Consider the following 24,831-nt stretch of genomic DNA (forward strand, 5'->3'; position numbering starts at 1 on the left):
GTGTCAGCTACTCAAATGACATATTTTTTGGTGAAAATTACTCTTATATTACAACGTTTGTAGTTATGAATTTGACTATAGGATCAAGTCTAGAAAAATCTAGATTCCAGACTGGAATGACAACTTAAATTGCTTGATGTGAACATAAAATAGCTCATGTCATCACGTTAGCAATACAACTTCTTTAATAAAAACTAAATCAATTCCCGTAATAATTGTACTAGCTAAGGCTAAAAGGCAGAGGGTTATTAGTGAGGGAAAATATGAATACTCAAAGCACACAACAATATCATGAATTCATTCGAGGATTTTTTACTTTATTCGATGAAATAAAAAAGGAAGACGACCCAATTTATAATTCCAGAGTTGGTTTTAATGCAGTAAAGTTTCTAATAAAGCACTCCATCTGGAATTTGGAGACAGATGAAGACAAAAATAAAGCTTATGAAGTTATTCTTCCAGAGCAGAACAAGATAAAGAAAGCCGAACAAAAGCTTGAAAGTGAAGTTAAAGCAAGGTTAAAAGAGTATGTTGATGATATCGCAGGAGTTTCAATATATGGCGATCACGCAAGTATTACACTGGGAGATGACAAAAAAGAGTTTAAAATCAGCGAGTTTTTAAATAGTGACTTTTGTCAGAAGAAAGGAATTTCGGGATTTTCAACGCTGCATAGTGATGGAAAGAGCGGAATGCACGGTTTTGTTGCCGAAGAAGGAGAGAAAAGAATAAGGCATTATGTTGTAACCGATGGTTCATATGAAATGACTTTGAATTGGCATGACAAAAATGGAAAAAAATGTACTATCAAAATCAAGATTGATAAAGATGGTGTAGATCTTACTGAACGTAATGGTGTTGCTGAGGAACAATTAAAAGCAAACACAGATGTAAAAATAGGTGGCTTATTCCTATATCAAATACAATTCAAGGAGAAAGGACAAGAACAAGAGAATCAACAATCATCTGAAACTTTCATAGAAAGTGATATCAGTAAAGGTGTTGGCGTTCAAGCTACTCAAGATCAAGAAGTTGAGTTTAAGCATGCAACGACTAGCACTACAAATTCTAATAACGCATCTGCTAAAAAGATTCCACCGTCACTGCCACCTAGAGCTAGTTCATTACCTAATAATCAGAAAAAAGATGAGTATCAGCCAATACGGATTAATAGTAGAAATAACTACAATTCTCCATATTCTGATGCTTCTTCAAGCAGTACTATTTTCACCAAGTCTGTAATCTACAATCAAGATAATACACAAGAGGATGAACGGTATGACAATCCTACATTTGCTACATTTGGATATGCTGTACCTGGAAGCCGAAAATCAGATGAAAGTGAGCAAATATCTAATAACCGGCAAAAAGGTGCAATTTTTGATCCTACAGCTACTGAAAGCGCTGCACCAGCACAAGACGTTGCATTCAAAAAAGTTAAAGAATCACGCAATACTGGAAATAAGCAACCACTAAATAATGTAGCTTCGATTCTTGCATGGAAAGCAAAAAATGAGTTATTACGTAGTGAAAGTGAGTATGATGAAGAATTTTCTGACTTCGAAGATGGTTGGAGCGATAACGAAGATGAGTATATAACGCTTTCAAATCCTCAATCAGATTATAAACAAGAAAAAGATTATCTTAGCACTAAGGAAAACGAAGAAAGAGGAAACGATAAACAAAAAGAAACCGAAGATAAATTACAAGAAAATGAATCTCTAGAATATAGCTCAACAGACATAAAAACAAACGATTCGGGCTATTCATCTCCAACTCACTCTAATCATGAAAAATCTCGAGTAAATTCTGGACAGTTAAAAGCGAGCCTAATGAATGTTGAACAAAGAGATGATACCCTACTTACGGAATTTACCAGTAAGTTGGATAAAGAAACTCAGAAATTCCTGCTAAAACCAGTAAATCAAAAGAAAATGAGTGGGCAAACAAAAGAACATTTATTAGCAGCTGGATTGCTAAAAGACAATGCAGCGGAGAAAGAAATAAACGACTCAGGTTACTCATCTCCAACTTACACTAGCCACTATAATTTTCAGGTCAATTCTGAGCAATTAGAGAAGAGATTAGAAACCATTGAGCCAAAAGATACATTGGAAAAATTGAATAAAGGATTGAGAGAACCTTCACACCAGGCTACTAAAGATTTATTCTCAGAAAGTATGTTGAAAGAAATAAAAGAAGGTAAAAAATATGACCCTGTACGTAAGTTATTAGAAAGAAAAGTGGCAGAACAAGAAGCAGAACAAGAAAATGATAATACTAATCTGACTATAGACAAAAATAGCGAACTATATAAATTGCTAGAAAAAGATGCAGCACAACTGAAAGCTGGAATAGTAGAAGAGGAAAGAAAAGATACTTTAACAGAACGCAATGATAGTCCTGATCGCAATAGAATTGCATTAGCAAATAGAAATAGAATATGGGCTAAACTTATTGCTGAAGAAAAACAAAAAAAGGACAATGGTATTAGTATAGGTTAAAGTAATTACTTAGCAAGCAATGGGTTTCATGTAATGGTAACCCTATTACAGAAGAGTATGAGCCACGTAAAAATAATACAAACATTCCTGCAAGACCTTGTATGTTGCACCCCCCTGCCCTGTTTTTCCACTCTTCTGATGCTAAATAATATTTAATTTCTTGTTCGCTGAGACGCTTAAATTTCACTATTGTAACTACAGTCCTAATATGCTGTTTAGATTGATCAGGAGTTAATAAACACACACTGGTGTATACTCTATGCCTTCTTCCTGATAACAAGCGAACGCATTTTTCTGCTTGCTCAACGTTTTCAGCTTTGAGCAGTATCCTTCTACCACAAGCAACAACTGTATCAACACCAAGCACAAAGTAATTTAGATTTGCACTTTGTATTTTCTCGGCTTTACTTTTTGCCATACGGATTGAGTAATCTTTTGGCAGCTCTTTCTTCAAAGGCGATTCATCTGTATCTGCTGGCAAAACTAAACCTGGCTTAATATTTATTTGTTTTAGTAAGGCTACTCGCCTTTCTGATGATGAAGCAAGAATAAGATTATCTAGAGATTGTTCTATCACTTGAGCCTTTTTATTATCCTACCCTTTCTTGCATTCCTATCATAAATACTCATCTCAACTAACACTCTATCGCCTATAATGATACGTATTTTACTTCTTCTCACTCTTCCTGATACATGACAGATAATCTCATGTTCATTGTCCAGCTTCACTCTAAATTCTGCTGCAGGTAGTAAAGCAGTTACTGCCCCTTCCACTTCAAAAATTGTTTTTGATTTGTCTTCTTTTATCATTGTCGTATTATAATTTAATAATCTTTTTCAGTCTACTATAGATTTTAAATTATTATCAATACAGGAGATTTTTATACTCTACTTGAGTATTGCTCTTGCAACTTAACTCCAATCATCTCCTTAACAATGCAAGAGGAAAGCGAGCTACCTACGCTTCTACTCTCTACTACCTTCTCAATAGAACTTATATTAGAAGATAAATCATTATCACAATTTTCCTCATCGCTATCAAGTCCACTATCAAAACTTGAAGATCTGGATAACTCTGTCTTCTTTTGTGAGGCACTATCAGGTTCACTAAAAACGTTTCCTGCTAGAGTATAAAATTGATGATTGAAGCTTCTTTGTTCAATAGAACTCATGTTAGAAGATAAACCATTATCACTACCATATCCTCCATCAGAGCTTGAAGATCTGAGTAACGTCATCTTTTCTTCCAGTGGAACACAAGACTCATTATTAGTCTCATTAAAAATATTTCTTGTTGGAGTATAAAATTGATTATTGAGGCTTCTTTGTTCATCAGCATGAATTTTTTCTCCCAGTCCATCAGCTATTTCTACAACTTTATCATCCCATTCATTCTCACACTCTAGCTTGCTTCTTAACTCTTCAACTTCCCATGCTAGTTTGCATATCCCTTGTTCATAAGATTCCAGTTGTGCTTTATGCTCATCTTTCAACTCTTGCACTTGAAGTTTTAAATTGCTTATATACTGCTCCTTTTCCTTCATTATGTGTGCTGCTTCTTTTAATTTGTCTTCTAACTCCTTCTTTTCTGTATTAACACCTTTTAGCTTACCCTCTAGCTTTCCTTTTGCTTCACATACATTTTTAAGTTCTTGTGCTTTCTCTTGTAACTCTGCTAATACGCTTGCTAACTTTTCATCCTTTTGTGCCAGTTCAGTTTGCAATTCCGTGTTTTTTCGCTCTTCTTTTCCAAAACTGTTTTGTAAATCAGTTATTTGTTGTGAAGCAATTTCTGGTTGAGTTTCAGTGTGCTGTAAATTGGCTTCCAATGCATTGCTATTAATAGAAGGAGAAGAAGGAAGGCTATTATCAGCATCAACTTTATGATCTAACTTCCCCTCTGGTTCCTTACCTTGATAAGCCACCATAGATTCATTGTAAAGATTAATAGGAGTAGCCCTATTCTCTTCTAGTGATTCCATTACAGCATCATATAAGGAGAGACCTTGAATATATAATTCATCGTTTTGCTTTATTAATTCTAGAATCTACTTCGATGAAACAAAATCTTCACCATTAAATTTTAGTATTTCAGTTATGCCATCGCTACTCACATTCATAATCATGGTACACATTCTTGATCCATCTTTTGCAGCCCAAGTGCTTGTCATTTCATAATATGCACCTTCTTTAAATTCATAATATCTTTTCTTATCTTTTTTATGAGCGTGTATTTCATGTTTTTTATTGCAATAGATATTCAGTTCTTTAATATCTTTCTCTTGCTGTAAAACGTCACTAATCTTTGTTGGCTCACTATTGTCGTAATGAGTAAGGTTAATATTCAAAACTTTATTATTATTGTCAATTTCTTCACAGTAAACTTGAAAGTCCTCTTTCCATTTTCCAAAATACCTACTTGCAACTTCTTTTCCTTCCTTTACTAACTCTATGTATTTACCTATATTTTTCTCAAAGTCCTCATTAACAGGCTTTTCTCTTTACTTTTACTGCTTCATCCACATACATTCGCTTAAAATCATTATCACCTATTAGATTACTAAAACGCCAATTACCATAAGCTTTTTGTATATCAGTAAAGTCCATCTTTTCTCTCAAAAGCGCTAATAAGCTTATCTTATCTCTCAAATTTTCTAACTCACAATCGAGAAAATCATCGAAACTGCATAACTTTTTATACAGTTCTCTATCTTCTATAATTGAGCAAAGAAATTTCATTATAGTAAGGTTCTTAATGGAAGGCTCATTTTTTTCTACATCATTAATATAGCTTTTGAGAAATTGAAATATACCAAGCCCATCACTATCTTGGACAAACTTCTCTCTATCATTAACACAATTGTTGCCCTGTGATGAACATAATATTATGCAATTTTTGCAAGTCATGTATTGACTTAACTACATATTCTGCAACTGACAATTCTCTCAGCTAATCACTTGTTTTTTCCGCTTTTATTGCTTTGTCTCCCTTAGTCAAACCTGCAATCATAATACGCCTACTTTAACTATGTTTATATTATAACAATCAACATGTATTTAAGAAAAATCACACTACTCACTGTACGTTTACGCTGCTACTTTACATAATAGATTGCTTGAAGTCACACAAGTATCGTTTTTTATTAGATAAAAGTTAATAAGACGTTTTCATAGATTTTTAAGCTTAATAACATCCTCTCTATTGGGACTAGTTGAAATTAGATGAATTGATACGCCTATTAATTCTTCTATTTTTCTCACATATTTCATCAAATTTGCAGGTAATTCCTTAACTGACCTTTTGCCTTGAGTTTTCTCTTTCCAACCAGGAAATTCTTCATATATTGGCTCTAATTCTTTTTGTATTGAATGTGATGCGGGTAAATAATCATACATTTTTCCGCCATACTTATAACCAGTGCCTATTTTAATAGTATCAAAAGAATCAAGAATATCTAATTTGGTTAATACAATGCTTGAAACTCCAGAGAGTTGTACGGCCTGGCGCACTAAAACTGCGTCAAACCATCCGCAGCGCCTTCTTCTATTGCTTACTGTTCCAAGTTCCTTACCTATAGAAAATAAGCTGTCTCCAATCTCGTTATTTTGTTCAGTAGGAAATGGACCATTACCCACTCTTGTTGTATACGCTTTTGCTACACCAATAATGTGAGCATTGTAGGATAATCCTGAGCCTGTTATCGCTTGCGATGCTACGGTATTACTTGAAGTAACAAAAGGGTAAGTTCCGTGGTCGATATCTAAAAATGCGCCTTGAGCGCCTTCAAATATTATTTTCTTACCTTCTTTCATAAAATCATTTAGTATCTTCCACACAGGTTTTTTATATGAAAGAATTTTTTCTGAAATCTGTCGAATTTCCTTTAATATTTCTTCTTTTTCAACCACCTGGTAGTTAAGGCCTTTTCTGATAGAATTATGGTAACTCAGGAGAGCATCCACTCTTTGATTGAGCTCATCTGCGTTTTCTAAGTCACAAATGCGTATAGCTCTCCTTCCAACTTTATCTTCATAACATGGCCCTATTCCTTTGTTTGTTGTGCCAATTTTGCAATTTCCGTTTAAATCTTCAAATAGCTTTTCCTTGTCCTTATGTACGCTAAGTATTAATGGACAGCTCTCGGATACCATCAAGTTGTTATAGTTTACGTCCACTCCTTTAACTTTCAATGATTCTATTTCTGATATTAGAGCTTGTGAATCAAGAGCAACGCCATTTCCTATGATAGATATTTTTCCTGGCCTCAAAACAGCAGAGGGCAGTAAATTTAATTTATAAACCTCATCATCTATTACTATAGTGTGCCCTGCATTATTTCCTCCCTGAAATCTCACAACTACATCTGCATTCTCAGAAAGATAATCTACTATTTTACCCTTGCCTTCGTCACCCCATTGCAGACCAACAATTACAATATTATTCATCACTATTTTCTAGATTAATACGTAAATATTAATGCAGCATGCTACAAATGAAAAGAGAAATCTACGCCTTTCCTACACCTATTAAATAAAGAAATATACTATCGACTTTTTTTATATGTTATCAAATTATTCATCATTATATGATACAACTTACAGTATATTTATAGTAAGGTGTTAATTATGAAAGAGGCAAAGGAGAGTCCAGTAGTTAGATTAAAGGCCACAGCTAAAGAGTTCAATTTTGGTAAATTAAGAGCAGATCAAGATAATAAATTAGCAAATTCTGGTGAAACAATGTTCTTGGATTTTCAAAGGATGAATTTTATTATTAATAAAAAAGAAATAGATAAAAATTTTATTATTGCATTTAAGGAAGGAGATAAAGATTATAAAAATGAGATTTTTAACCGTGATAATTTTGATAACCTCTCCGAAGAAGGTAAAGCTTTTATGGAACCAGTACTTAAGGAGCTTGATCAAGATAGACTATCTGAAGTTTGGGAAAATCATTGTAATAGCCCTACAATTGCTGATGAGAAAAAAATTGATGAATATAGAAAGGAATTTGAGAGATTTTATAACGCAGGGAGAAGCTCTTATCATCTATTCTCCAAAAAAGATTACCGTGCATTAGCAAAGGAAATTTTCAAGGAAATGTTCAGGTATGCTGGAGCAGAAGTTCCAAGTAATGCTATTTTAGAAGAGCTAGTCACCAATTGTAATCAAGCAGGGTATGAAGCTGGTATATTTAATGAATCTCATGCAGCACTCAGTAGTTGTAGCTTGATTCCACATAGTCCTAAAAAAGCGCTAAACATTTACTGCACTGATCACAACCACATAAAAGTGAAGTCTGATATGGCAATGCCTATAACCACGCTTAACAATCCGAAAGAGAAAATATGCGACCTATCCAGCTCATTAGAATTTACACTTGAGTCTCAATATGGTGAAGACCTTGTAAAATATGGAGATGGTAAATTATCACTTACTATTCCTGAAGAGTTGAAAAACTATAAAGACAATGGCAAGACCTTGTTTGACACTATTAAAGAATATTTTCAGAAATTCCGTGCAAAATTAGGATTTAAACCTGAGGCAAAAATACAAATAGAGCATAGCTTAGGTACTCAAATCAAAGTAAACAACTATTTAGATGGTACAATATCTACTACAGGATCGGATGCAAATGAAAAATTTACCAATCTTTTAAAGAAAAATCTCAGAGAGAGGTTATTGGGATCAGGAGTTGCTCTAGGAGATGAAGATGTTGATGATATTATTGAAGTCAGAGTATCTACAGTTATGGATCTACTGCGTGATTATACTAAATTGGAAGATAATAAAGAAAACAGAGAGTTATTAATAAGTGAAGTAGCAGATAATTTAGGGCTTTCCACTCAAGATAAAACAGCATCAGAAGTATTGATGGAATTAAACTCTTTACCTTCTTCGATAAAAGGTCAGGTTAATCATAATCAAGTGCAGTTTGTTGTAAATATTTTTACCAATTTAATTGTTGAAGGAAAAAGCGAAGTATACAAAGAAAAAAATGCAATTAATGCAATTCATCAGAAGATAGATAAGGCAATTGTTGAGCAAGAAAAAAGAGCAACCAACAAACAAGATATAGAAAATGATAAATGGACAGATAAAATAAAAAAACAGAGATTATCTATGGAATCACATGGGCATTTGCATTAAAGATACTGTGTACAGAGGCGTAGTATGCTCAATTTTCGCCTTTCATTTAAAGCACTCAAATTGACCAAACACACTCAATCCAAAGCGTTTGTAGATTCGATATCTTGAGTAACTTGACGCAGAGAGAATTGTATACCTTAGTCAACTTTTCTAGCGGTATCCATAAGGTAAATCATTATTTGAGTGTTACACCCAAGCCCTCTTTATTTTCCTCTGTTATCAAGCTAAAAATACCATTTGGTTTCATTATGTATACGAAACTATTATGCTTGCAAGAAAAAAAACTAAAAAACTGGAAAAGAGAATAGGAATTTGACATAAGCTATTCCCAAATTTTCAATGTTCATATGGTTATAAGCAGTACAGCTATTAATCATCCATTATTGATATACCTGAATTATTCTCAGTAAATAAATCAAGTATAATGTTAGGTACTCTACCATCAACTATGTGAACAACCCCTGCACATTCTTCTACCATTTTAGTATATGACATAAGCCTTTCAACAAATTTTTCTCCTTTAATTTTTCCACAATCAATCGATTCTTTTAAATTTTTAATCAAGACTCTTCTATTGCCAACTTTGTTTATTTCTTCATCTGTATCAGTCAAGATTATCATTTTAGATGCGTAAACTGCAAGTGCAATTGCACTTGCAGTGCTATCAGTATCAATATGATATGTTTCTCCATTTTTTCCATAACCGATAGGTGCAATAACTGGTATAGAATCTGATTCTTCAATAAAGAATAATATATCAGGATTGATTTCAGTTGGTCTACCGATAAATCCCATGTCTAGTATTTTTTCAATATTATTTAATCTATTTTCCCTAAGCGTAGTGCTTATCTTTTCAGCTTTTATGAGGTTGCCATCTTTTCCACATAGTCCAATAGCTGAACCACCAGCAGCATTTATATGCTGAACAATTTTTTTATTAATTGAACCACACAGTGCCATTTCAATGATTTTCATAGTGCTTTTGTCTGTAAGTCTGACACCATTTATAAACTTATCATTCATACCTAGCATTTTTAACACTAAGTTAATTTCATATTCTCCGTCATGAACTACCACCGGATTTATACCAAGCTGTTTCAACAGAACAACATTATGCGCAAAAGCACTAAGCAGCGTTTCATCTGAGATTATTACACTGCTGCATTTGATGATAAAAGTTTCGCCTACAAATTTAGGTATGTTAGACAGAACTTCAAATAATATTTCTGTTTTTTCCTTCAATGGCATCTTACCATTTAAAGATTCATCACTTTTCATTTTTTTATCTTGTAAATTTGAAAAACTCATCTCTTACCTTGGTGATTTTATGCTTAACACGAATGCTTATTTGATGAATTGATACATGTTCATTATTAACCCACTTTTGAGTATTTTCTAGAATAGCATCTAGACTTTCCTGATTCACTTTATCTATTTTTGTTAGCACAATATTAAAGTTAATATTATTACATATTAACCAATAAACAAAGTCTTTGTCTATTTCTTTTAATCCTACCTTGCTATCTATAAGCACAAAGACTCTTTTTAGATTTCTCCTGTGAATTAGATAGTACTCAATTAGGTTTAAGTATTGTACTGCTTCTTCCTTGCTTGCACAAGAATAGCCATAACCCGGTAGGTCGACAATCCTAAACTTATCATTGTACATAGAGTAAAAATTTATTTGTCTAGTGCATCCAGGTTTAGAAGAAACTCTTGCAGCTTTTTTGCTGTTTATCAGCAGGTTGATTAAACTTGATTTTCCTACGTTTGATCTACCAGCAAATGCAATCTCTGGAGCCGACTCATCTGGTAATGATTTTTTGTCTGAAGCTCCAAATATGAAGCTGCAGATTGATGTTATCTGTTTTGCCATTATACTTAGGTAGAAATATTCGAGACAATTATAGTGTTATTGCTTGATATAAGAAATTTTTTATTTCAGTATATATTACTTACTTAAACAGCTGAAAACTAGGCCTGTACTATATGGATATAGAGAATAATTTACAAGACTTAAAAAAAAAGTTTTCTGATGTAGAGAGAAATCTGGAAAACCCTACCAATTTGAGTCAAAAAGAATTCGTTAGTTTTTCAAAGGAATACTCTGAACTCAGACCAATTATCGAGATAATCGATGAATATAATATATTAAAAGAGGAAATTTCAGATTTAGAAGAAATCATGAAAGATGAGAACAGCGATGGTGATATAAAAGAGTTAGCAAAAGAAGAACTTCTTGAGAAGCAAAAGATACTATTACCAAAAGTAAAAGCAAAACTAAAGTTGGCATTATTACCCAAAGATGAAGATGACTCAAGAAATGCAATATTAGAAATTAGAGCAGGCACAGGCGGAGAAGAAGCAGCATTATTTGCAGCGATGTTATTTCGTATGTATCAAAAATATGCAGAAAGAAGAAATTGGAAGTTTGAGCCAATAAGTATTTCTAATACAGGTATAGGTGGCTATAAGGAAGCTTCTGCACTCATTAATGGAACAGAAGTTTTTGCAAGACTGAAATTTGAGTCAGGGGTGCACAGAGTACAAAGAGTGCCAGAAACTGAATCCTCAGGAAGATTGCACACTTCCGCAGCTACTGTTGCAATATTACCTGAAGTAGAAGAGGTTGACTTTCAAATAGAAGAAAAAGATTTACGCATAGATGTTTATAGATCCAGTGGTCCTGGAGGGCAATCAGTGAATACAACTGACAGCGCAGTAAGGGTCACCCACTTGCCAACAGGGATAGTTGTAATACAGCAAGATGAAAAATCGCAGCACAAAAATAAGGCTAAAGCGCTCAAAGTGTTGAGAGCAAGGCTATACGAAATTGAAAGACAAAAAAAAGAAATGGAAAGGTCAACAATGAGGAAAAGCCAAATTGGTTCTGGAGATCGCTCTGAACGTATAAGAACTTATAACTTTCCACAATCAAGAATAACAGATCATAGAATTAATCTCACTTCACATCGACTAGAACAGATTATAAAAGAAGGTGAACTAGATGAATTTATTGAGGCATTGATTTCACGAAATGAAGCAGAAAGGTTGACTGGAGGGGGTAATGTTACTTTTTGATGGAAATTTGAAACAAAGCATAGGTATCAGGTTAAAAAGAAGTAAAGTTAGTTGTTCATAAGGTTGACAATTATTTAAATTTATGCTGTAATTAGCAGCTCTATAACTTACAGAAACCATGGAAGTTGAATTGAATCAATATGTTAATAGTAACACCTTAGAGTTAAATAATCTATATGTATATATGGAAAAGCTAGTAAACTTTTTACAGAAAAAGCAAAATATTACAAGCTTGACTTTATCTAATTGTTATATTGATGCTCAGTGCGGAGAAGTTTTAAATGAAGCATTAGAGAATATTAATCTTCCAAATATTACTGAGTGTAAATTAACTTCTAGCATTATTGGCGCAGAAGGCTCAATAGCAATCACTAAATTGTTAAAGAATGGGTAACTTTCCAAATCTTGTTAAACTTGATTTAATTTCTAATGATATTGATGTTGAAAGTAGAATAATATTAATGAGTGCGCTAAGGGGTGGTAGTTTTTCAAATATTAAAGAATTTAATTTACTTTATGATAACGTTTGCAAAGAAGGCATAGCAGCATTACGTGAATCATAGAACAACAATATGCTTCCAAATCTTATTAAGTTTAGTTTTCCCTTTAGTATTACTAATGATAACAAAGATATGGAAATGTCAAGCGAATACCTATTCGGTTAATAGCATCATATAGAAAAAGGCAAGTTACATTTATTTGTTGCTGCTCATAGAACATTCAAATTCAACTATAGACCTGCTAAAAGGTGTAGGAAATCTTACTGCTATTGACATTATTGCGAAAATTCCATCAATTGATAACTTCCTATTCTGTGTAAAAAAATAAGAAAGGAGAGGAAAAAAGGATTAGTTTCTTTTATGATTATCCAAGAAGTCTATTCTAAATTCAAGTTTTGTGAATAGGCCTAGCGCTTAAATTTTTGATCAAAAAGGGACAAGTTTAGTAAAAAATAATGATATTATAAGTGGAACATAAAATAGTCCCACTGCAGTACTAATTAGGAGCAATAAAGTAGCTTTATCTGGTTGGTAATTTAAAATATTAGCAAGTATTATACTGGATCCAGAAATCGGAATAATAGCTAGTAACATCAGTGCTTTATAGATGCTTTCATCGTATATACCTGTAACATGCTTGTCTAGCAAGACAATTCCCAAAACAAATAACGGCCAGAATATGTACTTTGCTACAATAGTGGTCAAGGCAAGCTTCCAATCTACTTTAAAATTTGTAATTTGTGCAATACTTACTCCAAGCAGCACCATTCCTAATGTGATAAATGTACTTCTGATATTTATCATAACATCTGTCAAAAAAGTGGGTATTTGTATATCATATATACTTAAAAAGAAACCTAGAATCATTGCATATAATGAGGGAAGTTTGAGTAACTTTAATACGCATTCTTTTGCAGTATAGATACCATTTGCAGCTATATAAAATCCCAAGCTATTTTCAAATAGTGCCATTCCTATGTAACAGACAACATACACAGACACTGAATCTTCATCAAATAAAGCAATGGCAATCGGTAGACCAAAATAACCCATACTTGTGCTGCCCGAGCTAAACGCTAATATGTTTCTCGTGTTGTCCTTAAATAAAAAAGAAGAAAGATAATACACTGATAAAGACATAGTACTACCTATAAACCATATCAAAATCGGCAGAGAAATTACTTTTAAATTAACTTCTGTATGAGATACTCCGTATAAAATCACTATTGGATTAGCTATATAAAAGAGTATTTGAGATATAGTATTTCTATCAATTTTAAGATATCTTCCTGCTAAGTAACCAATAAGTATTGTAATGTAAATAGGTAATATTTTGAGGAAAAGAGTAAAGAACATACTAGCCTATTGTGATATCTTTGCTGATAAAGTGATATTAGATTTTAAGGTATTATAAAAGTAAGTAAAATTTATTTTCCAATTAATCAAGTTCATAGTTAGTTAAAAAAGATTCACTGAGTGCCAAAATTTGTTCTTATATAGGACTTAATAATGATATTTTTATGATTAAATTATGTTAAGTTTGTATAAAGCTCCTTGTATATTGTTATAAACCACTTGTAGTAATTTAGGTAGATTGTTGAAAAAACACTCATCTTGAATGATTCTCAGGAATTCTTGCCTTAATCATTAAAATCGCACTATCACTTTCCATAATTTTTTTAAAGCCAACTTTTTCGTAAACACGGATTGCACAAACATTTGCTATACCTGGGTCGACAAAGGCATTCTCATAAACTTTAAAGACAAATTTGTTTAAAAATATATTCAAAGCTTGTGAACCAACTCCTTTACCTACATAATTCAGCTCTCCGATATACCAGTCTATAGCAGCACAACTTTCTGGAAGTTCTAAAGTGTTATAGACCTGTTCAGGTGGGAAATCATGTTTGTTGTAATATTGAATATAACCAATATCAACTCCATCACAATTAATAATGAATGCGTGCATTGGTTTTTCAATAATTTGTGTCTTAGATTTCAAACGTTTGAATCCTTTAACGTAGTTGCTATATTTTTTCTCAATTAACTCTGGTGTCCAATTTATATCCGCATCCCACCACTTCTTTATATGGTGTGTTTCTACCCATTTTAATAATAGTGAAAAATGTTCTTCTTTCAACGCTTTAAATGTGATATTTTTATTCATTAATTAAAGATTTTAAGTGTTACTACCGTTTTTATTAATTCTATCTCTAATTGCTAAGTTCATTGAAATTGATATTTCTGTACCTAGTTTTCCTGATATAGTACGCTATTTTAACATACCGGAAGGCACAATTCAATTAACTATTGCTTATAATTTTTTAGGCGTTTGCATAGGAGGGTTATTTTTTGGTCCATTGTCTGAATGCTATGGAAGAAGAAGGATGATGATCATAGGCAACACTTTGCTACTCATCGGTGCTGTTGGCTGTATTTTTGCGCTGTCAGTTTCTTGGCTTTTAATCTCTCGCTTTATTCAAGGCATTGGTGTTAGCACATCTGTAGTTGTGTTTGCAATTATTGCAGACAGCTATAAAGGCAACGAAGCAGTAAAATTTATTGGAATCATGAATTCTATTCTCACAGTTCTCATAGCAATTGCACCAGTATTAGGCAGTTTCATCAACAAAATTGTTGGGTGGCGTGGCAACTATGCAAGTGTTGCAATACTTTGTTTCATCTCTTGGGTTTTGCTGCTTTTTCTGTTACCAGAAACAAAAAAGGACCGTGATATTTTTAGTCTAAAAAAAATGATGAAAGACTATAAAAAATTATTATCAAGTTCAAAATTTATGGTGTTGTCTTTGGCACAGAGCCTTTTTTCTGCGGCTTATATGTCATTCATTACTTGTGGCCCTTTTTTGTATATGGAAACTTTTGGTTTATCCAGCACTATTTATGCGCTACATCAAGGTGCAATGGTTGGATCTTTCTCACTAATTAGCCTGTTTTCCAGTAAGATCTTAAAGAAACTTGGAGCAATTTGGTGTGTAATTTCCGGTACAGGCGTAATTGCTATTGGATCCCTATCACTTTTAATATTCAGTATAATCATGCCCAGTGCTTACTACTTAGTAACGCTGTCTATGGCTATTTTTTGTATTGGCTGTGGAATTTGTCAAGCAGTCATTTTCAATGCATCATTAAATATTTTCCCTGAAATGAAAGGCACAACTTCTTCTGCAATTTCATTTATTAGAGCTTCTATCATGGCTATTTTTATCGGCTTAACAAGCTACGTTTACGATGGTCAAGCAACCAGTGTAGCTATTCTTGTTTTTTTTGCAGTAGTTCTAATTTACTGTCTATTTATTGTTTTCAAGATCTGGAAAAATCTATAATCACCATATAGATCCTTCTCATTTCTAGTTATTGCGGTAATATGTATTGTAACTTTGCCAGCTGCTCTAGATGTATCTCTTCCAAATCACCTAATCTATATTAGTTAAAGAGTATTATCTTGCTCATGCATCTAAAGTTTGAGAGCCAAATTTCAGCAATCCAATCAAATTCCAATTTTTTTCAAACAACTGTTTCTTGCTATTTTTGTACCTTAAAAAATTTAGCTTACTTTTACGCTAGCTTGTTCAAATAGCATTAGTACGATTTACTTTTTTTGAATGTAGAGATTTTCTAGGGATTGTCCTCTTAAATTCTATAGTATCTTGTTTAACATTGAAACGAGAATCCAGTTTCAAGCATTGAGGTGATGAAGAAAGGGCTGCTTTTATTCCATCCCTCTCAACTACTCGAGTAGTGGACAATGGAATACGATTACTTTCGTTTATACTAATCAGCACGTCAAATTCTATGCTATTATTGTGTTGTTTGATGTTGCTAGCTCTAATTTTACCATTTCCAAACCAAAACTTTATAGAATTACTCGCATCATGATTGATGTCTGCAGAATCAGGCAAAATAGCAAAATTCGCGTTGTTTACAAATCTAGAAAACGCATTTTTGATGTCGTTAAATGTACCGTAATGGTCTATATGGTCGTCATTAATACTTGTTACAACAGCAATATCTGCAGGAATTTTTAACATAGTTCCATCAGACTCATCAGCCTCAATTAAGAAAATGTCACTTTTGCCAAGTTTTGCATTACTCTGATAGGAATTTAATATTCCTCCAACAATTACAGTGGCGTCATCACCAGAATGATCAAAAATGGAAGCAATCATAGCTGTCGTCGTCGTCTTGCCACTTGAACCTGAAACTGCTATCACATATTTACCTTTCATAATTTTAACCAGCATGTCTGACCTATGCAAAACGGTTTTATTGCTATTTCTTGCTGCAACTAGCTCCACATTATCAGGTTTTATTGCGGAAGAATGTACAACTATTTGAGCTTGTCTAATACTACTTGCATTGTGACCAATATAGACCTCTATACCTAATTTTTGTAACCTGTCTATATTGTCGTTTGATCGCGTATCACTGCCTTGAACTTTATAACTGGAATTATGAAGAATTTCAGCAATTGCGCTCATTCCAATTCCACCTATACCGATTATATGTATTACTTCTTTTTTAGTGCTGTGCATATTTGGCAGTAGACGTTTACTTATTACTAAATTTATTATAGTATAATTTAAGATCCTCATGGTATCGAACCATTTCACAAAGTACAATGATAAAAAAACTAGCCTTTCTATGTCTAATATTCGTTTTGATGAGTAGTTGTAGTTTTAGCAATAGGTGTAATCACACCGCAGGTCATTATAAAATTGGCAATAGCTATACAATAAATGGTATCACCTACCACCCAAAATACTGTAGCTGTTATGAGGAAGTAGGAATAGCATCGTGGTATGGAATAGAAGATCATGGCACAATTACAGCTAACGGTGAAGTGTTTAATCGTCACTTGATTTCTGCAGCACATAAGACCTTGCCCCTACCCTGCTTTGTTCGTGTTACTAATTTAGAAAATGGAAGGAAGCTTGTTATAAGAGTTAATGATAGAGGGCCATTTGTTGAAGGTAGAATAATAGACTTGTCAGAAAAAGCAGCACAAGTTTTAGGACTTCATAAGTCTGGGCTTGCTAAGGTAAAAGTCGAGTACTTAAGAAAGAGGTCAGAACAATTGATACAAAATACTCCTCATTACAAAAGGCAATATGAAAAAGAAATGCAGAAACGTCACCCAAAACAAAACAATGCAGAAAGTAAGGGATATGTAGCATTTTTTGTAAACGCTCAGGTAGCTAAATCAGCTGCATCAAAGCTTCGTAATCAAGGAATAGAAAATGTTAGATTGCTTTTCAAGAATGATCAATATTGCGTAAAAGTAAGTTAAAACCTGCATTACAGATTGTGTAGCATGCCAGAAACTATTTGACAAATGAGAATGTTCCAAAAGCATGTGCGTCAAGTTGAGAAACTATCGTGAAATATAGCAATATTTAAGATTGGTATTTTATTTGTTACATTTCAGGTAGTGACAGCTACCTCAGCTATAGCTGTAAAAAATAATCTACCACTTAAGAAATTTCATTAAAAAAAATAGCATAATCTTATTTCTCTAAAAAATACTATCTTCAACTTGAATATGTTGAAAAATATTTTGCGTATTATCCAAAAAGTCATCCTTTATAGCAGCTAGCTCGGATTGTTTTTGAGATAGATTATCTTCTATTGTTCTATTAAAACAATCAAGATCATTGCACTTTAGTTGAGAGTGCATGTCTCCATTTTCATATAAACCTCGTATAACATCATAATATGCTCGAGTTACATCAGTTTCTGGTTGTTGCTTTTCTTTGAGTATTGCCTTTAATTTTGAATCTATGTCTAATTCTCTTTTTATAGCTTCAGTAGCATTTTTATGATATTTTTCATAATCTTCAAAACTTTTTAATATTTTACCTTTTACTTCATTTTGTAACATCTTTAGCAAATCTTTAGCATGAGGTTTTTCAATTTTTTCCTTCCACTCATCATACGTATATTCTTGTCGACTACCATATTTTGTATCCTGACACTCACTTCCTATGTTAAACAGCTCTTTGTTACAGATTTTATCACCCTGATAAAAGTAATCGCTTATATTAATTTTATCGCTAGTTAAAGTTTGTCTAATTGCTGCTTTATTTTCTGCAAGTTCTTCTCTGTACTTGTTAATGCAATTTAGTAATTCTTTTTTGCAATCTGTAGTCATAATCTAGCTCCTTTAATAAAATTAGACCTAATCTAGTGTAAAATAATTAATATTTTATTACTATTTTGGTTATAACTAAGATAGTGATGAGAAGTTCAGTATCTACAAAGTTCGTTTAAACTATTTTAAAAATGGGTAGAATGTAATTTTAGGTTAATAAAATGAATTACGATGTAATCATTTCAGGTAGTGGGCTAATTGGTCTTATTACTGCTATTGGCCTGAGTAATGACTCTGTATCTGTAGCCGTAATTGAGAAAAATAGTTTACCACGTGCAATTGATGATAATCGAGCATTCGCTATTTCTCAAGGATCAAAAAAAATACTAGAAAAATTAGGGATTTGGGGACTCTTAGAAGGCGAAGCTGAACCAATACTTGATATATGCATATTAGATGGAGATAGTCCATTTACTGTGCATTATGACCATAAAATGGTCGGTGAAGAGCCAATGGGCTATGTAATCAAGAGCGCTATTATATGGAATGCAATCAATAATAATTTTTTGCATAAACTCAATATATATTCTCCACGTTCCTATAAAACAATTTCTTGTGACGAAGGATACGTGGAAGTTACTCTTGATAATGATCAAAAATTGATATCATCGCTATTTATCTGCGCTGAAGGTAAAAACTCTAAGCTGCCAGAGCTGTTTTCTATACCAATGATAAAATTTGGTTATAAACAAAATAGCATGGTATTTAATGTAAAACATGAACTACATCACCAAAACTTAGCTGTAGAGCGGTTTTTTCCTGGTGGTCCATTTGCAATTTTGCCAATGAAAGGTGGCTATACTTCTTCAATAGTTTGGACAGAAAAATGCGAAATTTCAAAAATGCTGATGAGCTTATCCGAAGAGGAATTTGTCACAGAACTCAAAAAAAGATTTGGTTCTTATTTTGGAGAAATTGAATTAGAGGGTGAAAGAAGACTTTATCCTTTGAGTTTTACTTTTGCGAGAAAGCTGCATAAAAGCAGAATTTTGCTTATTGGCGATGCAGCACATTCAATCCATCCAGTTGCAGGTCAAGGACTTAATCTTGGAATGAGAGATGTAGAGAGTGTTATTAGACAAATAACAACTGCAAAAGCGTCTGGCATTGATGTTGGCAGTAATTATCTATTGAAGAAAATTTCACGTGACAGATACTTTGATAATTTTACTATGGCACTTGCAACTGATGGACTAAATAGGATATTTTCCAACAGAATATTTTGCGCTAGAGCATTTGGTTTAATGATAGTTGAAAATTCAAATTTTCTTAAAAAACGCTTCATTCGCCACGCTATGGGGTTTATATAAATCATTAGATTTCTTTCATCATAATCAGGTGTCATTAGAGTAGTTGACACTGGAGCCCAAATTCCATAATGTCATGCCAGTGCCCAGACACTGGCATCCAGAAAAATTTATAAGCAAACTTGAGCTTATGCTAAATTTGATGAAATGAAAAACTGGATTCCAGCAGGCTTTGTTGCATCACTCTTCGGATAATAGGTAACGTGGAATAAATTCATGAAGCTATCTCAAATTTAGCCATGCCTATATCAGTAAATTTGTTAAGCAAATAACACTTGAGTAGCAGTTCTCTCTCACGATTAACCTCAGATTTGTTTCTAAAACTAAACCCAAATGTTTGCTTCAGTCGCGAGAAAAAACTTTCTATATAAGATCTCTTCCCATAATTTATCTCTTTTTTCCACCTCTTCATACCATCTTCATCATATGACTTTATGAGCTTGATTGTAGAATTTCTCTCATCCATATAATCCAACTTTGGATGCTCTATTGCATTATTTTGCGGAGGAATCCTTGTCTTTATGTCAAGCTCATCGCACAGTTTGTATAACTTCTTTCGATTATATGCCCTGTCTGCATATAGTGTGCTTATATTATATTTAACATCAATCCTTGCAATAAGATCACATGCTCCATAGTGGTCAGAATAAACTCCGCCACTGTATTTTGCTGCTATAACTTTTTTGCTACCTATCTCTAGCATTACATGCAGTTTTCTTGTTTGCTCATAGCAGCGATACTTTCTATCTGTACCATTTGCCTTGCTATGACCTGGAATATTATTGTAGATCAGTACTATCTATGGCAATCTCAATATCTTCTGTATTATTTTTATCATGTCTTCGATCATTAATTTTGATGTTAAGTTTTTTAAGCCTTCTTGAGGCCTGGGAATAGCTAATAACTTGCAAGTTTTTCCTTACTTGCTCAAGGTACCCTGCTATAAATCCCGCTGTTTGTCTCAGATCTATTCTAAATAAATAAGTTATTATGTGAACCAGAATCACGACCTTATCGCTATAAATATAGTTGCCACCAGCCATTTTTGGACCTTTTTCGTACCAATTTTCTATGGCATCATTGACGTAATAAAAAATATTTCCCCTCTCTTGGAGAAATTTGTTATATTCATGGCAGTTACTGACTCTCATTTTTTGTGGCATATTTTTCTTTAGTAGGTTAAATGCTTGTCTTATAGTGAATTTTGTCAGTAACTGCCAGTTCTTTTTATTTGACCTATGCAACAAAGCCATTCCAGCATCACGCACTGGAATGACAAGAAAAAGAGTACTGGCATGACATTAAATGATTTTCCTTATTTTAGCATTAAACGCGATGAAGAAAATCATTTATAATCGCTATAGCAACTAGTGTTGAAACCTGACGTACCTTTTGGCTTGACAAACGAGAGTTTTTATCTGATTTGACAACAAGGGCTTCTAGATGACTTTGAAAGTAAATATTACTATGCTTATCTTCGATAGCTTCTATTAACCCGTCATTGGCAAATGCTGCAATTTTATATCCAAGTAGCTCTAGCCTTCTTCTATTCTCTGTAGTATTACTTACTGTACCTGAATGAGCATTCGGAAAATAAGTTGAAAACCAGCCATTTTGATTAGGTAGTAAAAATCTAGCTACCACTTTTTCCAAACTACTACCTGGAACAATTTTTATCTGCTGAAGAGGTATATTCTCTTTTTGTGGATAGGATGCTGATTTTAAATGATTCTTCTCATCATTAACAACATTTGTTATTTCAATTTCTTTTGCATGCATAATGTCTTGTAAACCACCGCATATGGTAAGCAAATGAATTGTAGGATTGTCATCTACTATTTTTACAATTGCTTCATTCACAAGCTGGCGGTAAGGTTTAAGAGCTGAATGAAAGTTATCTGAAATAAATATTCTGTTTATCTTTTGCTCTTTGATAAATTTTGCAACTTCAACCTTTATTCGATCTAGTATCAGCTTTTTTGCCAATATTTCATCTTGTTTTGCGAACTCTTCTTGGATTTCTTTTAGATTAATTATTTTGTCGTAGTCAATAAATATAGTTTTAACCCCAAAATTATTGAATATCTCATAGATATTTTGAGATTCATCTGTTTGCAATAAACCAACAATTATATTGTAATTTACTGCATTTTCCGCTGTCAAAGCAGATAATTCTTTGTTTACTTTTTCACTATAAGCGATATTACTTAATAGTAGAAATGTAATTAACAGTATATTAAATATTCTATTATAACATTTAGACATTATTTCCTAAATAATTGTATTAATATTATAATATATTATAGAACATTAAGAAAAAGAATGTGGCCTGAGCAGGAATCGAACCAGCGACACAAGGATTTTCAGTCCTTTGCTCTACCAACTGAGCTATCAGGCCAACTACGTACTTTTATTTTTAGACAAAAAACGTTATTATGTCCATCAAAAGTTTTTGAAGTATAGAAACAAAAAATGAACATTAATAACAAAATAGGAATTTATCCTGGTACGTTTGATCCTATAACTTTTGGGCACCTTGACATAATAAAAAGAGCATGTAAGCTAGTCGATAAGTTGATAGTTGGTGTTGCAGAAAATGTTAACAAACATACTACCTTTAACATAAAGCTACGCACAAGCATGGCTGAAAATGAAGTTAAAGGAGCAGAAATTAATGCAGATGTTATATCTTTTAATGGGTTGCTCGTGAAGTTTGCCAAAGAGCAAAATGCCTCTGTTATTATCAGAGGACTGAGGGCAGTATCAGATTTTGATTATGAATTTCAAATGAGTTGGGTAAATTATAAGCTCTCCCATGAAATCGAAACCATATTTCTTCCTGCATCTGAAGATACTCAATTTATCTCATCAAGTTTTGTGAAAGAAATAGCGAGATTAGGAGAAGATGTTAGCAGCTTTGTATCACAAAATGTCCAAACCGAATTGATTAATCTAAATAGGGTAAAAAATGGAGAATAAGTATTTATTGTCTTTTTTATTCCCAAACGAGTATGTTCGATGTATAAAATACTATAAATTAAAGGAGCGAAATGTCAGAAGTGAGGGATAATAATCTAATAGTTTGCTGCCGTGGTGATGAGAATGATGATGGTTCTGGTCATCCAGTAGTATATTTACATAAAGAAGGAGAAATGTATTGTCCTTATTGCAGTAAGCCCATGAGTGAAATAGTAAACTCCGAAGAATTTCAATCTGTTGAGGTGAAAGCATTGAATAAAAAGGAAAGGACCAAAGGTTAATAGCACTTCATTCTTTAGCTTATGTAAATAGCAATAAAGGGGGCAGTAAAGATGAAACTGTCCATACGGTCAAGTACTCCTCCATGGCCAGGTATTATACCTCCACTATCTTTAACATTGTGAACTCTTTTTATGAGTGATTCAGTAAAGTCTCCAAGTTGGGCTAGAATAGCAATTGTAAAGCCAATTATTGGGGAATAGAAAATTGGAAATAAACTCAAAAATATTGAGCCAAAAATTGTACAAAATACTCCAGCTAAAACTGCACCTAAAAGCCCTGACCAAGTCTTTCCAGGACTAATAATTGGGCAAATTTTAGCACCACCAAAGTTTTTACCAAATAGGTAAGCGGTAATATCGATGCTCCAAATGGTTAAGATAAGCCATATTAATTCATATTTTCCCTGTGGTAGATTATATAAGTATATCAGCGATGCATTTGGTAGTGCAATGAGTAGTAATGCAAAAATGTATAAGATTCTATTGCCTTTAGTTAGGTTATACCATTCAAAAGAAGATAGAACCGCAATTGAAAAAATTAGTAGATAAAATGATAAATCACTGAAATATGTAGCAAAAGAAAATATCAGTAATATTACTATTGAAGACAGTGTTCTCACCATAAAATTATTATCTACCATATTTTTTCTCTCTCTTTGTATAATCTGCTAATGCTTTACTCAAATCTTGACAAGAAAAATCAGGCCACAAAGTATCACAAAAATACAATTCAGCATAAGCTGCTTGCCATAGTAAAAAATTGCTTAACCTTTTCTCGCCACCAGTGCGAATTAATAAATCCAGTTTTGGTAAATCTTTAGTATACAGAAATTTTTCAAATTCCTCTTCCAATACGCAATCAATATTTCCTTTTATGACGTTGTTGATAGCATGTATAATTTCCTGCTTTGCTCCATAACTAACTGCAACAGTGAGTAATAGACCATCGTTCTTATGTGTCACTTCTTCTGCTTTTTTGATTTGATCGAATATTTTACTGGGCAATAGACTTAAATTGCCAATAAAATTTAACTTAATGTTACAATTGTAAATGAATTTCATTTTATCTTCATTAGTTAAAGTGGAGTAAAATAAATTAAATAGGTAGTCTGTTTCGTTTTCAGACCTGAGCCAATTTTCCATGGAAAATGCATACAAAGTTAAGTAAGGTATGGCCAGGACTGTGCAATGCTTAGCAATATCAAATGCAACCTCACTGCCTTTTCTATAGCCATCAATTTTTACCCTTCCTTGATTGTTTGCCCACCTACCATTACCATCCATAATAATTGCTAGATGTTTTGGCAGAGATTCTAGATTCAACATTTGAATTCAACCTGTTCTAATTAGCTTGATTTCTATATCTCTGTATGAAACGTTCACTATATCCACCTAAAACTATATTATTACTGAAAAATCATTGATAGTCTATATTACAAAAATTTTCTCAACCTCGGTGTCAGCTGCCAGTGATTTTACCAAGAAAATATAGTAAAAATAGTCTGATATAGATGGTTTTACGATATAGTAAAATTATTATAAATAAATGAATTTGGTGTTATTAGAAATACCTAGCTCTTTTATGTGGATTGATATTCTCAATAACCTGCTCTAAAGATAAATTATATAATTTTGACACAGGTTCTTTGCATTCAATATATCTTTCAAATGTAAGGAATGGTACAAGTGAATTTATATTTATGTCCTGCTCTTGAGGAAGATCTTTACCGCCTAAGAAAATCCCTGGGAAAGGATATTGAGTATATATGCTCAGCTCTTGGGGAACATATTTAATTATATCTTCGTAAATACGTTCCTTGTTGTTCAAATAATCGATATTAATATCTGTAATTTTACCAG

22 protein-coding genes, 1 tRNA gene and 3 pseudogenes are annotated in these 24,831 nt (G+C 32.9%); 10 read left to right on the forward strand and 16 right to left on the reverse strand.

Going from position 1 to position 24,831, the window contains the following annotated elements:
- The first annotated feature begins 263 nt into the window (after positions 1-263).
- Positions 264-2,504 carry a hypothetical protein gene (locus JKF54_RS01420; RefSeq protein ID WP_211908340.1) on the forward strand — a complete coding sequence of 747 codons (2,241 nt, stop codon included), beginning with the start codon at positions 264-266 and terminating at the stop codon, positions 2,502-2,504.
- On the opposite strand, the gene JKF54_RS01425 is transcribed toward JKF54_RS01420, so the two are convergent.
- The 4 genes and pseudogenes from JKF54_RS01425 to JKF54_RS01440 form a co-directional block, all read right to left on the reverse strand.
- A complete protein-coding gene (locus tag JKF54_RS01425) occupies positions 2,491-3,081 on the reverse strand; it encodes a Maf family nucleotide pyrophosphatase (protein ID WP_211908342.1) in 591 nt (196 codons plus the stop codon). The two genes, JKF54_RS01420 and JKF54_RS01425, sit on opposite strands and share 14 nt — an antisense overlap.
- A complete protein-coding gene (infA, locus tag JKF54_RS01430; RefSeq protein ID WP_007302820.1) occupies positions 3,078-3,314 on the reverse strand; it encodes a translation initiation factor IF-1 in 237 nt (78 codons plus the stop codon). The genes JKF54_RS01425 and infA overlap by 4 nt, the downstream gene beginning before the upstream one ends.
- Positions 3,315-3,385: 71 nt before the next feature.
- Positions 3,386-5,454 (reverse strand): annotated as a pseudogene (locus JKF54_RS06825) (hypothetical protein).
- A 218-nt stretch (positions 5,455-5,672) separates the two neighbouring features.
- Positions 5,673-6,950, reverse strand: coding sequence for an adenylosuccinate synthase (locus tag JKF54_RS01440; RefSeq protein ID WP_211908344.1), 1,278 nt, complete (start codon positions 6,948-6,950; stop codon positions 5,673-5,675).
- A gap of 180 nt (positions 6,951-7,130) precedes the next feature.
- Here JKF54_RS01440 and JKF54_RS01445 point away from each other — a divergent pair, with 180 nt between their 5' ends.
- Positions 7,131-8,654, forward strand: a complete 1,524-nt coding sequence (locus JKF54_RS01445; protein WP_211908345.1) for a hypothetical protein — start codon at positions 7,131-7,133, stop codon at positions 8,652-8,654.
- Positions 8,655-9,023: 369 nt separating this feature from the next.
- On the opposite strand, the gene argB is transcribed toward JKF54_RS01445, so the two are convergent.
- Positions 9,024-9,962 carry an acetylglutamate kinase gene (argB, locus tag JKF54_RS01450; protein WP_246433218.1) on the reverse strand — a complete coding sequence of 313 codons (939 nt, stop codon included), beginning with the start codon at positions 9,960-9,962 and terminating at the stop codon, positions 9,024-9,026.
- Positions 9,937-10,533, reverse strand: a complete 597-nt coding sequence (gene yihA, locus JKF54_RS01455) for a ribosome biogenesis GTP-binding protein YihA/YsxC (RefSeq protein WP_369800778.1) — start codon at positions 10,531-10,533, stop codon at positions 9,937-9,939. Before yihA ends, argB begins: the two co-directional genes overlap by 26 nt.
- Before the next feature lie 110 nt (positions 10,534-10,643).
- Between yihA and prfA the strand changes: the two genes are divergently transcribed.
- The 3 genes from prfA (at position 10,644) to JKF54_RS06285 (ending at position 12,298) form a co-directional block, all read left to right on the forward strand.
- A complete protein-coding gene (prfA, locus tag JKF54_RS01460) occupies positions 10,644-11,735 on the forward strand; it encodes a peptide chain release factor 1 (RefSeq protein WP_211908346.1) in 1,092 nt (363 codons plus the stop codon).
- Between the two features lie 118 nt (positions 11,736-11,853).
- Complete coding sequence (locus JKF54_RS06280; RefSeq protein ID WP_246433219.1) at positions 11,854-12,129, forward strand: hypothetical protein; 276 nt, start codon at positions 11,854-11,856, stop codon at positions 12,127-12,129.
- Positions 12,122-12,298 (forward strand): hypothetical protein, encoded by a 177-nt coding sequence (locus tag JKF54_RS06285; RefSeq protein WP_246433220.1) that lies wholly within the window; start codon positions 12,122-12,124, stop codon positions 12,296-12,298. Before JKF54_RS06280 ends, JKF54_RS06285 begins: the two co-directional genes overlap by 8 nt.
- Before the next feature lie 363 nt (positions 12,299-12,661).
- Here the strand turns inward: JKF54_RS06285 and JKF54_RS01470 are convergent, their stop codons facing one another.
- Positions 12,662-13,591, reverse strand: a complete 930-nt coding sequence (locus tag JKF54_RS01470) for an AEC family transporter (protein ID WP_211908347.1) — start codon at positions 13,589-13,591, stop codon at positions 12,662-12,664.
- Between the two features lie 253 nt (positions 13,592-13,844).
- The gene (locus JKF54_RS01475) at positions 13,845-14,402 is read right to left on the reverse strand and encodes a GNAT family N-acetyltransferase (protein WP_211908348.1); all 558 of its coding nucleotides are present in this window, start codon (positions 14,400-14,402) and stop codon (positions 13,845-13,847) included.
- A gap of 16 nt (positions 14,403-14,418) precedes the next feature.
- On the opposite strand from JKF54_RS01475, the gene JKF54_RS01480 reads away from it, so the two are divergent.
- Complete coding sequence (locus JKF54_RS01480) at positions 14,419-15,579, forward strand: multidrug effflux MFS transporter (protein WP_211908350.1); 1,161 nt, start codon at positions 14,419-14,421, stop codon at positions 15,577-15,579.
- A 440-nt stretch (positions 15,580-16,019) separates the two neighbouring features.
- Here the strand turns inward: JKF54_RS01480 and JKF54_RS01485 are convergent.
- Positions 16,020-16,848: pseudogene (locus JKF54_RS01485) on the reverse strand (Mur ligase domain-containing protein); the annotation flags it as partial.
- A gap of 26 nt (positions 16,849-16,874) precedes the next feature.
- Between JKF54_RS01485 and JKF54_RS01490 the strand changes: the two are divergent.
- Positions 16,875-17,543, forward strand: a complete 669-nt coding sequence (locus JKF54_RS01490; protein ID WP_012481726.1) for a septal ring lytic transglycosylase RlpA family protein — start codon at positions 16,875-16,877, stop codon at positions 17,541-17,543.
- Positions 17,544-17,768: 225 nt separating this feature from the next.
- Here JKF54_RS01490 and JKF54_RS01495 read toward each other — a convergent pair whose 3' ends face one another.
- Positions 17,769-18,404 (reverse strand): hypothetical protein, encoded by a 636-nt coding sequence (locus JKF54_RS01495; RefSeq protein ID WP_211908354.1) that lies wholly within the window; start codon positions 18,402-18,404, stop codon positions 17,769-17,771.
- Positions 18,405-18,565: 161 nt separating this feature from the next.
- Here JKF54_RS01495 and ubiH point away from each other — a divergent pair, with 161 nt between their 5' ends.
- Positions 18,566-19,714 carry a 2-octaprenyl-6-methoxyphenyl hydroxylase gene (ubiH, locus tag JKF54_RS01500; RefSeq protein WP_211908356.1) on the forward strand — a complete coding sequence of 383 codons (1,149 nt, stop codon included), beginning with the start codon at positions 18,566-18,568 and terminating at the stop codon, positions 19,712-19,714.
- Positions 19,715-19,925: 211 nt separating this feature from the next.
- Here ubiH and JKF54_RS06855 read toward each other — a convergent pair.
- The 3 genes and pseudogenes from JKF54_RS06855 to JKF54_RS01520 all read right to left on the reverse strand — a co-directional run bounded on the left by JKF54_RS06855 (position 19,926) and on the right by JKF54_RS01520 (position 22,109).
- Positions 19,926-20,874: pseudogene (locus tag JKF54_RS06855) on the reverse strand (IS5 family transposase).
- Positions 20,875-21,037: 163 nt separating this feature from the next.
- Entirely contained in the window at positions 21,038-21,976 is a 939-nt protein-coding gene (locus JKF54_RS01515; protein ID WP_211908358.1) for a gamma-glutamyl-gamma-aminobutyrate hydrolase family protein, read from the reverse strand.
- A gap of 60 nt (positions 21,977-22,036) precedes the next feature.
- Positions 22,037-22,109: transfer RNA gene (locus JKF54_RS01520), tRNA-Phe, on the reverse strand.
- Between the two features lie 74 nt (positions 22,110-22,183).
- Between JKF54_RS01520 and coaD the strand changes: the two genes are divergently transcribed.
- A complete protein-coding gene (coaD, locus tag JKF54_RS01525; protein WP_015587724.1) occupies positions 22,184-22,690 on the forward strand; it encodes a pantetheine-phosphate adenylyltransferase in 507 nt (168 codons plus the stop codon).
- 71 nt (positions 22,691-22,761) lie between these two features.
- A complete protein-coding gene (locus tag JKF54_RS01530; protein WP_211908360.1) occupies positions 22,762-22,971 on the forward strand; it encodes a zinc-finger domain-containing protein in 210 nt (69 codons plus the stop codon).
- Between the two features lie 14 nt (positions 22,972-22,985).
- Here the strand turns inward: JKF54_RS01530 and JKF54_RS01535 are convergent, their stop codons facing one another.
- The 3 genes from JKF54_RS01535 to JKF54_RS01545 all read right to left on the reverse strand — a co-directional run bounded on the left by JKF54_RS01535 (position 22,986) and on the right by JKF54_RS01545 (position 24,799).
- Entirely contained in the window at positions 22,986-23,612 is a 627-nt protein-coding gene (locus JKF54_RS01535) for a phosphatidate cytidylyltransferase (RefSeq protein ID WP_211908362.1), read from the reverse strand.
- A complete protein-coding gene (gene uppS / locus JKF54_RS01540) occupies positions 23,602-24,297 on the reverse strand; it encodes a polyprenyl diphosphate synthase (RefSeq protein WP_211908364.1) in 696 nt (231 codons plus the stop codon). The genes JKF54_RS01535 and uppS overlap by 11 nt, the downstream gene beginning before the upstream one ends.
- A 235-nt stretch (positions 24,298-24,532) precedes the next feature.
- Positions 24,533-24,799 carry a hypothetical protein gene (locus tag JKF54_RS01545; protein WP_211908365.1) on the reverse strand — a complete coding sequence of 89 codons (267 nt, stop codon included), beginning with the start codon at positions 24,797-24,799 and terminating at the stop codon, positions 24,533-24,535.
- Positions 24,800-24,831: the final 32 nt, after the last annotated feature.

The sequence above is a fragment of the Wolbachia endosymbiont of Spodoptera picta genome, from assembly GCF_018141665.1.
Classification (GTDB): Bacteria; Pseudomonadota; Alphaproteobacteria; order Rickettsiales; family Anaplasmataceae; genus Wolbachia.